11 protein-coding genes are annotated in these 13,669 nt (G+C 72.7%); 6 read left to right on the top strand and 5 right to left on the bottom strand.

Annotated elements, in window-relative coordinates; translation table 11 throughout:
• Positions 1-2 precede the first annotated feature (2 nt).
• The 5 genes from ACMCNO_RS04730 to ACMCNO_RS04710 all read right to left on the bottom strand — a co-directional run bounded on the left by ACMCNO_RS04730 (position 3) and on the right by ACMCNO_RS04710 (position 6,630).
• On the bottom strand, positions 3-695 hold the full coding sequence (locus ACMCNO_RS04730; RefSeq protein WP_412748196.1) for a hypothetical protein: 693 nt from the start codon (positions 693-695) through the stop codon (positions 3-5).
• Positions 696-793: 98 nt separating this feature from the next.
• Positions 794-1,768 (bottom strand): cyclase family protein, encoded by a 975-nt coding sequence (locus ACMCNO_RS04725; protein WP_412748195.1) that lies wholly within the window; start codon positions 1,766-1,768, stop codon positions 794-796.
• Positions 1,769-1,777: 9 nt separating this feature from the next.
• Positions 1,778-2,365, bottom strand: a complete 588-nt coding sequence (locus tag ACMCNO_RS04720; protein WP_412748194.1) for a TMEM165/GDT1 family protein — start codon at positions 2,363-2,365, stop codon at positions 1,778-1,780.
• A gap of 288 nt (positions 2,366-2,653) precedes the next feature.
• Positions 2,654-4,249, bottom strand: a complete 1,596-nt coding sequence (locus tag ACMCNO_RS04715; RefSeq protein ID WP_412748193.1) for an alpha/beta hydrolase — start codon at positions 4,247-4,249, stop codon at positions 2,654-2,656.
• A gap of 107 nt (positions 4,250-4,356) precedes the next feature.
• Positions 4,357-6,630, bottom strand: a complete 2,274-nt coding sequence (locus ACMCNO_RS04710; protein WP_412748192.1) for a putative bifunctional diguanylate cyclase/phosphodiesterase — start codon at positions 6,628-6,630, stop codon at positions 4,357-4,359.
• 264 nt (positions 6,631-6,894) lie between these two features.
• Here ACMCNO_RS04710 and ACMCNO_RS04705 point away from each other — a divergent pair, with 264 nt between their 5' ends.
• The 6 genes from ACMCNO_RS04705 to ACMCNO_RS04680 are packed head-to-tail and all read left to right on the top strand — an operon-like array spanning position 6,895 to position 13,217.
• Positions 6,895-7,986 carry a glycosyltransferase family 2 protein gene (locus tag ACMCNO_RS04705; RefSeq protein WP_412748191.1) on the top strand — a complete coding sequence of 364 codons (1,092 nt, stop codon included), beginning with the start codon at positions 6,895-6,897 and terminating at the stop codon, positions 7,984-7,986.
• 39 nt (positions 7,987-8,025) lie between these two features.
• Positions 8,026-8,502, top strand: coding sequence for a GNAT family N-acetyltransferase (locus ACMCNO_RS04700; RefSeq protein ID WP_412748190.1), 477 nt, complete (start codon positions 8,026-8,028; stop codon positions 8,500-8,502).
• The gene (pseI, locus tag ACMCNO_RS04695; RefSeq protein WP_412748189.1) at positions 8,499-9,539 is read left to right on the top strand and encodes a pseudaminic acid synthase; all 1,041 of its coding nucleotides are present in this window, start codon (positions 8,499-8,501) and stop codon (positions 9,537-9,539) included. The genes ACMCNO_RS04700 and pseI overlap by 4 nt, the downstream gene beginning before the upstream one ends.
• On the top strand, positions 9,539-11,122 hold the full coding sequence (locus tag ACMCNO_RS04690) for a hypothetical protein (protein ID WP_412748188.1): 1,584 nt from the start codon (positions 9,539-9,541) through the stop codon (positions 11,120-11,122). Before pseI ends, ACMCNO_RS04690 begins: the two co-directional genes overlap by 1 nt.
• Positions 11,119-12,210, top strand: a complete 1,092-nt coding sequence (locus ACMCNO_RS04685; RefSeq protein WP_412748187.1) for a hypothetical protein — start codon at positions 11,119-11,121, stop codon at positions 12,208-12,210. Before ACMCNO_RS04690 ends, ACMCNO_RS04685 begins: the two co-directional genes overlap by 4 nt.
• Positions 12,207-13,217: a hypothetical protein gene (locus ACMCNO_RS04680; protein ID WP_412748186.1), complete on the top strand. Its 1,011-nt coding sequence runs from the start codon at positions 12,207-12,209 to the stop codon at positions 13,215-13,217. The genes ACMCNO_RS04685 and ACMCNO_RS04680 overlap by 4 nt, the downstream gene beginning before the upstream one ends.
• Positions 13,218-13,669 lie beyond the last annotated feature (452 nt).

Genomic DNA, 13,669 nt, shown 5'->3' with positions numbered 1-13,669 from the left:
CGCTACGGAAGGATGTCGTTCGACTGGTCGGCGCCCCGCTTGCCGAACAGCCGGAAGCCCCGGCGCTTCTTCTCCGGCGCCCGGGTGGCCTCGCCGTTGAGCACCGCGAGGCGGTGCTGCGCGACCGGGTTCTCCGGCTCCAGCCGCAGCGAGGTGAGGAACGCCTGCCGGGCCTGGTCGGTGTGGCCGAGCGCGTCCAGCGTCACGCCGTGCGTGAAGTAGTAGTGCGCCTCGTGCGGATCGAGCCCGATCGAGGTACGGGCGGCCTGCTCGGCGTCCCCCAGCTGGCGGTCGGCGGCCAGCAGCGCCCAGGCGACCCGGTCGTGCCAGAGCGGGTTCTTCGGCTCCGCGATCACCGCCCGGTACGCCATCGTCACCGCCTCCTCGTGCCGTCCGAGCAGGGTGAGCGCGCGACTGGCCGACGCCATCGGGCGCGGGTCCTCCGGGACCAGCTCGATCGCCCGGGTCGCGGCGACCAGGGCGTGCTCCGCCTGGCCCAGGCTGAGCCGGATCCGGGCCATGAGAATCCACCCGGGAGCCGAACGTGCATCCTGGGTGAGCACCAGTTCGAGGTGGCTGGCGGCCGAGGCGGGATCCACCCGTTCGAACAGCGCCGCGGCGCGCGCGACACCCAGCTCGGTGGGGTTGGTCGATCCTGCGTGAGTCTGGCTCGGGGCCTGCGCGAGATCGGTCATCGGGTCGCTCCGGCCTGCGGAAGAGTACGGCTCACTAGGTCATCATCGGCAGTGGTGCAGATTTTCTGAGCCGATTCGGCGGAAAGCCCCCGGCCGGGTCACCCGGTGGGCAGCCATCCGGCCGAGCGGTGGTGATCGTGCGGCTCGGTGGCCGGGACGGCGGCGTACGCCCGCACCGGGAAGGTGCCGAAACCCGTCACCCGGGGCGGGGCGGCGGTGAACCGGGCCCCGGTCGGGGGCAGCTCGGCCAGCCCGGTCAGATGTTCCACGATCGGAATCCCGGCGGCCAGCAGAAGCGTGTGCGCGGGCCGCTCGCCGGGGCCCTCCCCGGCGATGTCGTCGATGTTGACCGCGTCGATCCCGACCAGCGCGGCACCGTGCTCGACCAGCCACGCCGCCCCGTCCCGGGTGAGGTACGGCGCGTCGACCGCGTACTCGGGGGTGCCCCAGTGGGCGTCGCCGCCGGTGTGCAGCAGCACCGCCCGCCCGGCGACGTCGTACGCGGCCAGCGCGCCCACGTCGATCCCGCGCTCGGCGCCGCCCAGTGTCCGCACCACCACGGCGGGCAGGTCGGCCAGTCGGTCCAGGGGCAGCCCGGCGAGGTCGGTGCCGTCGGCGTACCGGTGGATCGGGCTGTCCAGATAGGTGCCGGTGTTGCCGACCATGGTGATGCTGCCGATGAGGAACTCCGTGCCCGGCGCGTACCGGTCCCGGGACTGCTCGTGGGTCAGGTACGGGCGGATCTCCGGGGCGGGCAGCCCCGGATACGTGATCATCCCGTCGGTGATGACGTGGCTCAGCTCGACCAGCCGTTCGCGGGCGCCGGGGCGCGGCAGCGCGGTGGTGTCCGCGGGGCCGCCCCGGGTGCCCTTGTGTGGCTCGGCGAAGACGCGAACCCGGTCCAGCTCGACCCGGTCGACCATGAGCAGGCTCAGCGACGCGACGAACAGCGCGCTGATGTCGGCGTGGGTGACGTCGGCGTGCGGCACGTCCACCCGGAAGCCCTGGGTCTGCAGGGCGCCGCCGTTGCGGAAGGTGACCGTGGCGTCGAACTCGGCCCGGTGCTGCAGCACAGTGTCTCCTCAGGTCAGTTCGGCCACCGCGTCCGCGATGAGCCAGATGCCGAAGATAGCGAAGAGGGCGGCGGCGCCGTACTTGATCGCCTTTTCCGGCAGGTGGCGGCCGAGCAGGCGGCCCACCATGATCGCCAGGGCGTCCGCGGCGACCATGCCGACGGTGGAGCCGAGCCAGGTGCCGAACCAGCCGTGCTGGGTGGCCAGGGTGATCGTCGCCAGCATGGTCTTGTCGCCCAGCTCGGCGAGGAAGAACGCCCCGCCCACCGCGAGCATCGCCGAGCCGGAGGCCCGTTCGGCCTTGCCCTGCTCGTCCTCCGTGAGGGTGTCGCCGCGCAGGGTCCACGCGCCGAACGCGAGGAACGCGACCCCGGCCAGCAGCGAGATCCAGGCGGTGGGCAGGGCGGCGCCGAGGCCGTACCCGATGCCCACGGACACGGCGTGCACCACCGCGGTGGCCGCGGTGATGGCGGCCAGCACCGTCCACGGGCGGAAGCGGGTGGCGAAGGTGAGCGCCATGAGCTGGGACTTGTCGCCCAGCTCGGCGACGAAGATGACGGCGAAGCTGATCGCCAGCGCGGAGAGGAATCCGTCCATGGTGCCTTCCCGGTCTCAGGCCGGGCCTGGGCGCTCGGGCGACCTCGACCCGGCCGCGTGTGCAGCCAGAGTCGAAGGTCTTGCTCGCCTCGGAGTGCGAGGCCGCCGGGCCGGGAGCGCGAACGCACCAGTATGTCGACCACGACGTTGGGAGCTACTCCCCTTCGCTGCCTCGACGATACCGGCCCGACAAGGGCGACCGCCCAGGGCCGCAGCCTGTGAGCCTGCCGACAACGGTGACGCCGGGCGGCCTGACGGCCACCCGGCGTCCGATGGATGATCCCGGGTTCAGCTTGCCCGGACGAACCGCAGCACGTCCGTCCGCGCCGCACCGGCCACCGACGCGTGCTTGCCGGTGGTCGTGGACGGAACGGGCTGCGGCAGCGGCGGGCACCGCTTGTCGGAGCGGTTCCCGGCGACCCGCTTGGGCAGCGCGCCGGTGGCCAGGTACGCGGCGACGGTGTCGTCGACACAGGCGTCGCCGAACAGCGATCCCGCGTGCGTGGTGCCCCCGACGCCCTCCACCAGGACCGCGCGGGGGAACCGCCTACGAACCTCCAGGCTGCCCGCGAACGGGGTGGCCGCGTCGAAGGTCTCGCTGATCAGCAGGATCGGCGGAGCCTGGTCCCCGTCCACCTGGACCGGGGTGCCCGCCTTGGCGGGCCAGGTCAGGCACGGCGCGTTGAACCAGGCGTTGGCCCAGGTCTCGAACGGGGCGATCTTGTGCACCCGGTCGTTGTCCTTGCGCCAGATCGAGAACTTCTTCGGCCACTGCACGTCGGTGCACTGCACGGCCAGGTAGATGGCGTACCCGTTGTCGGCGCCGGGGCCTTGCGGCTGGCCGGAGTCGTACAGCGTCTTGAGGCCACTGAAGTCGTGGTCGTGCACCCATGCGGCGAAGGCCTGGGCGACCGCTTCCCAGCCGAAGACGTAGTACCCGGCCGACAGGAAGACGTCGGTCAGTTCGTCGCCGCCGATGATGCCCCCGGCGGGATCGCGCAGCAGCTTCGCCCGCTGGGCGTAGAACAGCTTCTCCACGGCCCGGCCGGTCTTGCCGAGGTGGTAGACGTCGTCGTACTTGGCGACCCACCGGAAGTAGACGCCGATGTTGCGGTTGAACGCGATGTCCTGGTCGAGGTTCGCGGCGTACCAGACGCGGCGCGGGTCGACGTTGCCGTCGAGCACCATCCGGCGGACCCGGGTGGGGTGCAGCGTGGCGTAGACCTGGCCGAGGTACGTGCCGTACGAGAAGCCGTAGAAGTTGATCTTTTCGGCGCCCAGCGCCTTGCGGAGGCTGTCCATGTCCTGCACGGTGTCCGTGGTGCGCAGGTGGTTGAGCAGCTTGCCGCCCGCGGCGCCGCACGCCTTGGCGTACTTGGCCGCCCGGGCCAGCCAGGTCTTCTCGATCTTGCGAGTGGTCGGCACGTAGTCCGGCCGGTTGTACGAGAAGTAGTTGCCGTCACAGCTCAGCGCCGGCTGGCTGTCGCCCACCCCGCGCGGGTCGAAGCCGATCCAGTCGTACGCGTCACCCGCGTGGTTCGGCACGAACTCGCCGAGCACGGACAGCACCAGCCCGGAGCCGCCGGGGCCACCCGGGTTGACCAGCGTGACGCCCTGATACTTGTCGGCCGGGACCTTGTGCAGGATCCGGGACACCGCCAGCTTGATCTTGTCGCCGGACGGGTTCGCGTAGTCGAGCGGCACGGTGAGCTGGCCGCACTGTGCGCCGCGCGACTTGAGGGCCGGGTTGTCGCAGGCGCCCCAGGCGATCGGGGCTGGCGCGTAGCCGTCCTCGCCTCGAACGGGGTCGGCCTGGGCGCCGGTTGCCACGACGGCGCCGGCCACGAGCCCGAGGACGGCAGCGGCCGCCAGAAGTCTCTTCATTCCCACCCTTTCGTATGTGTTTCAGCACACATCGTCCGGTGTGGGGACGTTCATCCGGATTGTCCACGCCGAGGCGGACTACGAAAGTTTCCTGGTGGACGACCTGGTCAGGCCGACATCTGCCACGCCGCCGGCGAGGTACGGACCCGGGGAGCCACCAGCAGCTTGGTGAACTGCTCCGGCGACATCGGGCGGGAGAAGTGGTACCCCTGGGCGGCGATGTAGCCCAGCGACAGCAGCAGCTCCGCCTGCTCCGAGGTCTCCACCCCCTCGGCCACCGCGTGCAGGCCCAGCACCTGAGCCAGGTGGATCACCGCGGCGGCCATCGGGACCCGGCCGTCGATGTTGGCCTGGGTGAACGATCGGTCCAGCTTGATCTCGTCGATCGGGCAGTCGTGCAGCATCGTCAGCGTCGAGTGGCCGGTGCCGAAGTCGTCCAGCGACACCCGCAGACCCAGCTCCCGCAGGTCGTGCAGGTTGGTGATCGACTGCCCCGGCTCCAGCGCCATCGTCTCCGTGATCTCCAGGGTGATCCGGTGCGCCGGCAGCGCGTACTCCTTCAGCAGGCCGCCCACGAACTCGGCGAAGCCCGCCTCGCGCAGGTCACGGGCCGACACGTTCACGTTCATCACCTGGGGGGCCGCGTCGCCGTGCTCCTTGATCCAGTCGTGGAACTGGCGGAACGCCGTCTTCATGACCCAGCGGCCCAGCAGCACCACCAGACCGGTGCGCTCGGCGACCGGGATGAACGCGTCCGGGCCCAGCGTGCCGCGCGTCGGGTGGGCCCACCGCACCAGCGCCTCGGCACCCATCAGCTTGCCGTCGTCCAGCGACACGATCGGCTGGTAGAGCAGGAACAGCTCCTCGCGGTCGATCGCCTCGCGCAGCTCCGCGCCGATGTTGGCGTGATCCGTACCGGTCGCCATGCTCGGGTGGTAGTGCAGGTACGCGGTGCCGACCACGTTCTTCGCGGCGTACATCGCGATGTCGGCGTGCCGCAGCAGCAGGCTGGCCTCGTCGCCGGCGTTGCCGTCGGCGATGCCGATGCTCGCCCGGATCGGCAGCTCGTGCCCGTCCGCCACCACCGGCTCGCGCAGCGCGGCGACCATGCGGTCCGCCGCGAGGTCGGCGGCGGCCGGGTCGGCGCCGTCCAGCACCACCACGAACTCGTCGCCGCCCAGCCGGGCCACGGTGTCCTCGGCGCGGATACAGCCCGCCAGCCGCTGGGCCACCGCGATCAGCAGCAGGTCGCCGACCTCGTGCCCGAGCGAGTCGTTGACCACCTTGAAGTCGTCGAGGTCGATCAGCGCCACGCTGACGTTCCGCCCGCCCGGGGTGGTCAGCGCCTTGTTCAGTCGCTTGTGGAACAGGATCCGGTTGGGCAGCCCGGTCAGCGCGTCGTGGTTGGCGCCGTGGTCGAGCTGGCGCAGCAACCGCGCGTTGTCGCGGAACGCGGTCATCTGCCGCAGCACCACCAGCGTGGTGAGCGCCACGGCCGCACCGACCACGACCGCCACGTCGGCCCGGTCGTGCGACCGGAAGACGAACAGCAGCAGGCCGTCGACCGCCGCGACCGCGGCGTACGGCAGCACGCTGTACACCCGGCGGCGCTGCGCCACGGCACCGCGGCGCGGGCCGAACTGGGCGTACCGCTGCCGCTCGGCCGCCCACGCGGCGAGGAAGAACACCGCCGGGACGCTGACCTGCATCGGCGACAGCCGGACGTCGTAGGCGTTCAGGAAGGGCTGCAGCACCGGAGCGACCGCGCCCACGAACAGGCCGGCCGCGACCAGCCGCAGGCCCTGACCGTCGACGAACGCGCAGCCCGCGAGCAGCACCTTCACGACCGTGAACACGGCGACCAGCCCCAGCACGGTCAGGACCAGCGAGGCCATCAGCAGGCCGTCGTGGCCCGAGCCGAGCTGCTGACGCGTGACGAAGTGCCACAGGAAGACCGTGGCCGCCAGGATGACCGAGGCCGCGTCCAGGACGATGCGCAGCAGCGCGCCGACCGAATGCTTGCCGAGCGGGAGCCGGTAGAGCGCGTGCCCGACGACGAGCACGGCGGCGGCGCCCGCGGCCAGCATCACCGGGCCGGTCTGGGTGCCGTGCGGGTTGGTCAACGCGTCGAACGCCTGCGCCAGCTGCGCCACCCCGGTGAACCCCAGGGCGATGGCGACCGACCGCCAGAACTGGCGGGTCGGCTCGGGCAGGCTGGGCGTGCGTACGGTGCGCACGCAGACGGCGACGGAGACCGCCACCGCGGCCGGCGTGGTGAGCCAGAGCAGCACGGCGGGACCCACGGGATGCAGCAGGTTGACCGTGAACCAGACCGCTGACAGCGTCAGCAGCAGACCGGAGAGCCGCAGCAGCCGGCTCATCCCGCCCGATTGCACGGTCGGCCCGGCCCCGGGCGCATGAAGCACCTCCGACGCGCCCATAAGCTGCCCCTTCCCGACGGTTCTCGCCGGGACAGATCGACCGGGGGGACCCCGGGTGAAGGATTTCCCCCCGACCTTCGCCGCGGCGCGCGCCACGACCTGCCCGGCGACGGTCCGCGGGATGACCGGCGATCGATGGGCGGCACGCAAGGGCCATTCGTCAGACAACCGGGGTTTCACGCGTCTTCACCCGCAACCGCGAACGTGAGCCCGGTGGAGAACGTACTGCTCTCAATCGTCGTTCCCGTGTACGCGGTTGAGGGCTACCTGTACCAGTGCCTGGAGTCGATCCGGGCCGGGCTGAGCCCCGCCGAGTCGGCCGGCGTCGAGGTGATCGCGGTGGACGACGCCTCCCCGGACACCTGCGGGACCATGCTGGACGCGTACGCACAGCGCCACGGCGACCTGCGGGTCGTGCACCTGGAACAAAACGTGGGCCTCGGTGGCGCCCGCAACGCCGGGCTGGAACGGGCCCGCGGCGCGTACGTCTGGTTCGTCGACAGCGACGACTGGCTGCCCGCCGGGGCGGTGCGCGCCGTGCTGGAGAAGCTGCGCGACACCCGGCCGGACGTGCTGCTCGTCGACCATCTGCGGGTGCACGAGAACGGCCGGCTGGAGATGGACGCCAGCAGCCACCTGCTGCGCGGCGTGCCGGACGTGGTCACCCTGTCCGACCGGCGGGACCTGCTCGGCGTGCAGCACACCGCGTGGAACCGGATCGTACGGGTGGGGCTGCTGCGCCGCCTGAGCCTGCGGTTCCTGCCCGGGTGGTACGAGGACGTGCCGTTCACCAACCCGGTGCTGATCGCGGCCGTCCGGCTCGCCGTGCTCGACCGGGTGTGCTACCACTACCGGGTCGGCCGGATCGGGGCGATCACCACGACCCGCAGCGACCGCCATTTCGAGGCGTTCGGCCAGTACGACCGGCTGCACGAGTGGCTGGACGAGCACGCCGTCGAGCCCTGGCTGCGCCGCGCCATGTTCACCTTGATGATCAATCATTTGCTCGTGGTGGCCGGCAACGACAGCCGGTTGCGGCCGAACCGGCGCCGCGCGTTCTTCCGCCGCCTCGCCGCCCACTACCGCCGGTACCGGCCCGCCGGATACCTGCCGCCCGCCGGGACGGCCGGCCTCAAGCACCGGCTGGTCGGCTTGAACAGCTACGTGTTGTACGCCGCCCTGCGGCAGGCGTACCGGGCGGCGGGCCGGGGGCGCGCCGACGCCGATTCGACACCCGCGGTTTCCCCCCACCTCGCCCCGGCGCCACAAGAGGTCAAGCCCGCACCCATACGGTGACGCGCTCCGATCCCTTACCCCAGAAAGGTGCCGCCCCGCGTGCTCCGTCCTGCCGTCGACGCCGACCGCGACACCGTGCTGTCCTGGCGCAACCATCCCGAGGTCCGCCGGGTCAGCCTGACCACCCAGGTCATCGGCGACGCCGAGCACGCGGCCTGGTGGCGGGCCGCGACGACCGATCCGGGCCGCCGGGTGCTGGTCTACGAGGACGACGGCGTCCCCGCCGGGGTAGTGATCTTCGACCTGCGACCGGACCCGCCGACCTGGTCCTTCTACCTGGATGTCGCGGGGCTGGGCGGCGCGCTGCTGCCCGCCTGGCTGCGCCTGGAGGACGAGGCGGTCCGGTACGCGTTCGGCGACCTGGGCCTCGACCGGCTCGGCGGCGAGACCCTGGCCTGGAACACCGGAGTCCTGGCGCTGCACCGGCGCTTCGGCTTTCGCGAGACCCGCAGATACGAACGAGAGGTCGACGGCACGGCGCAGACCGTGGTGTGGACCGAGAGAGGCAGATCATGATCGTCAACGGCGTGGAGATCGGCCCGGGGCACCGGCCGTACGTCGTGGCCGAGATGTCCGGCAACCACAACGGATCCCTGGACACCGCGCTCCAGCTGGTGGACGCGGTCGCGGACGCGGGCGCGCACGCGATCAAGCTGCAGACGTACACCGCGGACACCATGACCGTCGACGTGCCGGACGAGCGGTTCCGCGTCTCGACCGGGCACGACCTGTGGTCCGGGGAGTACCTCTACCAGCTGTTCCAGCGGGCGCACACGCCGTGGGAGTGGCACGAGGCGATCTTCGAACGGGCCCGGGGGCACGGGCTCACGGCGTTCTCCAGCCCGTTCGACGCGACCGCGGTCGAGCTGCTGGAGAAGCTGGACGCGCCGCTGTACAAGATCGCCTCGTCGGAGATCACCGACCTGCCGCTGATCCGCCTGGTCGCCGGCACGGGCAAACCGGTGATCATCTCCACCGGAATGGCCGGCGTGGCGGAGATCGGCGCGGCGGTGGACGCGGCGCGCGGGGCGGGCTGCACCGAGCTGGTCGTACTGTCCTGCACCGCCTCCTACCCCGCCCCGCCGCAGGAGACCAACCTGCGCCGCATCCCGGTGCTGGCCGAGACGTTCGGCGTACCGGTCGGGCTCAGCGACCACACCCTCGGCATCGGCGTACCGGTCGCGTCCGTGGCCCTCGGCGCCTGCCTGATCGAGAAGCATGTGACGCTGGACCGCGGCGACGGCGGGGTCGACTCCGCGTTCTCCCTGGAACCGCTCGAGGTCGCCGCGCTGGTGACCGAATCGGAACGGGCCTGGCAGGCGCTCGGCACCACCCGGATCGGCCCCACCGAGGCGGAACGGGAGAGCCTGCGCTTCCGCCGTTCCCTGTACGTCGTCGCCGACGTGCGCGCGGGCGACGCCCTGACCGAGGCGAACGTCCGCTCGATCCGGCCCACCGGCGGGCTGGCCCCCGACGCGATCGGCACCGTGCTCGGACGCACCTTCCGGCGCGACGCGGCGAAGGGCACGCCGCTCACCTGGGAGCTCATCTGATGTGGCTCACCGCGAACAGCCGCGAACTGCAGTGGTTCCTGGAAGCCGCGGCGGTCTACTGGGAGAAGAACCTCCCCCGCCCGGACAACGACGCGATCATCGCGGTCGAGATGTTCCACCAGGACATCCGGGTGAGCCTGCGCAACCTGGCGGTCGCCAACGCGATCCGGCGGCTGCGCCCGGCCCGGCTCGTCGTCTTCACCGGCGTCGAGGAACAGTGGCACCGGACCCTGTGGAACGACTTCGACGTCGACAAGGTGCGGCGGCTAGCGCTCGCGTACGGGGCGGACGACGTCGTGGACGTGTGGGCGGCGGCGCGGCAGCAGACCGGGCCGCCGGAGCTGGACGACGCCACCGTGACCGCGTACACCGATGCGACGTACTGCCGCCTGGCCAAGGTGCCCCGGCTGCCCGCCGACCACGCCACCCGGCCGGACTACCAGCTGCGCCACCGGTACGCCCGCGGCCTCGCCGTCGGCTACGAGCGCGCCCTGACCGGTGACGTGGTCGCGCTGGTCACCAGCCACGTCGACTACGACCAGTGGGGGCTGGCCGCCGAGGTGGCCCGGCGGCGCGGGGTGCCGATCATCCACACCCAGCAGACCGGCTGCCTCAAGGCGTACGGGCTGTTCCCCGGGCGGGACACGCACACCGGCACGTTCCGGGAGGAGCTGACCCGGCAGATCGGCGACGCGTTCGAGACCCAGGTGTGGCCCCGGCGCGACGAGCTGCGCCCCGCCGCCGAGCTGGTGGCCTGGCGAGCCAAGGTCAACCTGGGCCGGCCGAGCTGGTGGCGCGGCGGGGTGACCGCCTCGGTGGACCTGAACAACCCGGCCGACCGGCGCCGCCTGCGCCAGAGCGTGGTGTCCCGGCTGGGCCTGTCCGCCGACCGCCCCGTCGTGACCGTCTTCCACCACGCCGTCTCCGACGCGCTGGGCACCAACCGCGAGCTGTTTCCCAGCCTGGCCGACTGGTTCGCCGACACGGCCGCCCACGCCGCGCGGAACACCGACGCCCAGTGGCTGTTCCTCGACCACCCCAGCCAGGCCCTGTACGACTCGACCGGCTTCTTCGACTCGGTCGCCAAGCGCCACCGCGCGGCCCGGCACATGGTGTTCCGGCCCAGCGCCACGCTCAGCAGGAACGCCCTGTGGAGCCTCACCGACCTCGGGGTCACGGTCCGCGGCAGCGTCAGCAACGAGCTGCCCGCGTACGGCATCCCGGTGATCCAGGCCGGGTGGTCGGAGTGGAGTTCGTGCGGCCTGTCCACGGTCGTCGACGACACCGACGCGTACTGGAAGACCCTGGAGGGCAGCATCGCCGCGATCCGCGACCGCGCCGAGCTGGTGACCGAGGAGCAGGTCCGCCGGGCCCGGCTGTGGCTGTGGCTCTACCGCAGCGGCACCGACGTGGTGACCCCGCTGGTCCCGCAGTGGGAGGTGTGGCCCGCCGACACCCTGCTCAAGACGATGCGGGCCGCATACCGGCACATCGAGGCGGACGCGGACCCGCTGTTCGACGCGGTGCGGCGGATGTGGACCCGGCAGGAGCCGATGCTGACCCGGACGGACTGGTCGGCATGATCGGCACCTGGTTCCGCACCGACTTCGACGTCCCCGCGCCGGTCCTCGACCTGCCCGCCGAGGTCGCCAGCGGCCGCTCCCCCGGCCTGTGCATCGTCGACCAGGTGGTCCGCGGCACCGGCATCGTGGGCCGGGTGACCGGCGACTTCGGCGCGGTCGCCCTGAAGGTCCACGGCCCGGCCGAGCCCGTCCGGGTAACGCTGGAGCTGCGGCTCGACGAGCTGGGCACCCGCTGGTGGTCCGATCGGGTCCGGCCCCCGCGCACCGACCCCGAACGCCCTCGGCTGGTACTGGTCCGCGCGCAGGGCCGGATCCGCGCCGCGGCGCTGCTGGCCCGGCGCCAGGGCTGGCGCGGGGCCGTCGGCGCGGTTGTCCAGGTCTCGTTCGACCTGGCGGCGGGCGAGCTGGACGGCGACGGCCTGCTCGTGCTGGAGGTCGCCGAACCCCCGCGTCCGTCGTGGGCGGGCGGCCGGTTCTCCGCCCGGTCCGCGGTGGGCCTGCGGATCGACCGCATCACGGTACGGCCGGCCCCCGCCCCGACCGCAGCCACCACCGCCCCCGCGACCTGGGCGGCCCGGGGGTCTGTCCCGGCCGCAGACGCCGCCTCGCTCGCGACCGGAGCGGCCTCGGGGTGCGACCTGGCCGTGCTGCCGCCCGGCGCCTCCGGGGTGTACCGCCTAGGCGTGGCACCGGTGCCGCCGGCCCCGCCGGTGCCCCGGTCGCCGTCGAACCGGTGGACCCGCCGCAAACCGGCTCGCGCGGGTTTCAAGGCGCTGCGGCTGGCCCGCCGGGTCGCGCTGCGCGCCCACGCCCAGGCGCTGCCCGCGCGCGTCCCCGGCCGCCCCGACGTGTCCGCCACCGACCTGAGCACCGGCGCCGCGATCGAGCTCGAGGTCGTCGCGCGTCACCCCGGCGGCCTGGACCTGCGCCTCCGCACGCCGGCCACCGGCCCGGTCCTACTCGGCCTGACCGACCCTGCCCCCGGCCTGTCGCTACGCCTGCGACCAGCACCCGGCGCCCAGCCGCCGGATGCCGGGGCGCAACCCGATGCCGGTGCGCAATCCGATCGCGGTGCGCTGTCGCGATGATCCACCGGCCCGTTCTGTCCGCTGACGCGGCCCGCAACCGCCGCGTCCTGCAGGAGGCACTGGACACCGCACCGGGCGGCAAGCTGGAGCTGCCGCCCGGAATCCACCCGATCGACGACGGCCTGCGCGTGCCCACCGGATGGACGATCCGGGGCGGCGAGACCACCGGCGCGAACGGCGGCGCCCCCGCGAGCTGGCTGGCCTCCACGGGCACCACGGGGCGTCCCGTGCTGCACGTCCTCGGCTCGGACGTGTCGATCAGCGACCTCGGGTTGCGCCCACCCCCGGCCGACCCCGGCGAACACGGCGGCGACCGCGGCACCGCGATCACCATCGGCGAGTATCTGTACGCCGCACCGCCGAGCTGGCTGGCCCGCGTCGATGTACGCCGGGTGCACGTGTCCCGGCCGACGGAACGCCACGCCAACTGCATCGCCGTCATGGGGGCGGTCCGCGACGTCACCCTGCACGACATCACGGTGCGCGGCGGCTCCACCGGCCTCGCGGTGCACTGGGGTGCCGTCGGCACCGATGTGTCCACGATCGCCGGGCCCACCTACCACCCGCACCGGCTCACCGTCACCGACCTACGGGTGCGCGACGCGGTGGAGGGCTTCTACCTCAGTTCGGTGCACGACGTACGGGTGACCGGGGCCTGCCTGCGCGACGTCGAGATGGGTTTCCGGCTACTGCCCGGCGACAACACGGACCGGTTCGTCGCGGTGCCCGACATCGGTGCCCGGATCGAGATCGCCGACGTGTGCGTGCGCTGGCACGGCCCCCGGTACGCCGTACGGATCGCCGGGTGGGGCCGCAGCGAGGTGGACGGCGTGGTGAGCCTGCTCCGGTACACCGACACCGTGATCCGCGACTGCCGCCTCGCCGGGGTCGGCGGGGCCGACTCGTGGTCGCCGATCGTGGTGGAACGCGCGGCCGGGGTTCAGCTGCGCGACATCAGCGTCGACTCGGCCGCGGACGACTGTTGCGCGCTCGACGCCCGCGCGTGAAGCCGGTGCGGGACAACGTTCAGCAGCGTCGCCTACAGTGGACGGCCAGCAGGACCATCCGCCGCACGGCCCGCCGCGTCACCCACGTCCACCCGGGCGCACCTGCACGCGGCCACCGGCCCGCCTGCGGCCCCGGAACGGCCGGGGTGGGCGCCGCCACGCCCGCCCCGGCCCCCACGGCATCACCCCGCCCCGCCGCCTCACCGCATCTCACCCCGGCCCCGCCTCACCACCTCCCGTGCGGCCGTGGTCCGCGCGCACGGGCAGCCCGGCTGAGTCGCGTAGATCTTGGAACGCAGTGGCCCCTCCGGGGGTCGGAAGTCCCCAAGATCCCGGGCGCACGGGACCGGAGCCGGGGGCGGGGCCGAGCCGGGGCGGGGGCGGTGCCGGGATAGCCTGGGCAAGCGGAGCGCGTGCGCATTGGTTGGCTGGGGTCGCCAAGGTCGGCAGGT

This window comes from Krasilnikovia sp. M28-CT-15 (assembly GCF_047159595.1).
GTDB lineage: Bacteria > Actinomycetota > Actinomycetes > Mycobacteriales > Micromonosporaceae > Actinoplanes.
Note: the sequence above shows the minus strand (reverse complement) of the source record. Positions and strands in the feature narration are given on the sequence as shown.

Excerpts from the sequence above, each read along its gene's own strand:
- ACMCNO_RS04680 (WP_412748186.1), top strand. The coding sequence starts at position 12,207 with ATGATCCACCGGCCCGTTCTGTCCGCTGACGCGGCCCGCAACCGCCGC.
- ACMCNO_RS04710 (WP_412748192.1), bottom strand. The coding sequence starts at position 6,630 with ATGAGCCGGCTGCTGCGGCTCTCCGGTCTGCTGCTGACGCTGTCAGCG.
- ACMCNO_RS04685 (WP_412748187.1), top strand. The coding sequence starts at position 11,119 with ATGATCGGCACCTGGTTCCGCACCGACTTCGACGTCCCCGCGCCGGTC.
- ACMCNO_RS04690 (WP_412748188.1), top strand. The coding sequence starts at position 9,539 with ATGTGGCTCACCGCGAACAGCCGCGAACTGCAGTGGTTCCTGGAAGCC.
- ACMCNO_RS04730 (WP_412748196.1), bottom strand. The coding sequence starts at position 695 with ATGACCGATCTCGCGCAGGCCCCGAGCCAGACTCACGCAGGATCGACC.
- pseI (WP_412748189.1), top strand. The coding sequence starts at position 8,499 with ATGATCGTCAACGGCGTGGAGATCGGCCCGGGGCACCGGCCGTACGTC.
- ACMCNO_RS04720 (WP_412748194.1), bottom strand. The coding sequence starts at position 2,365 with ATGGACGGATTCCTCTCCGCGCTGGCGATCAGCTTCGCCGTCATCTTC.
- ACMCNO_RS04715 (WP_412748193.1), bottom strand. The coding sequence starts at position 4,249 with ATGAAGAGACTTCTGGCGGCCGCTGCCGTCCTCGGGCTCGTGGCCGGC.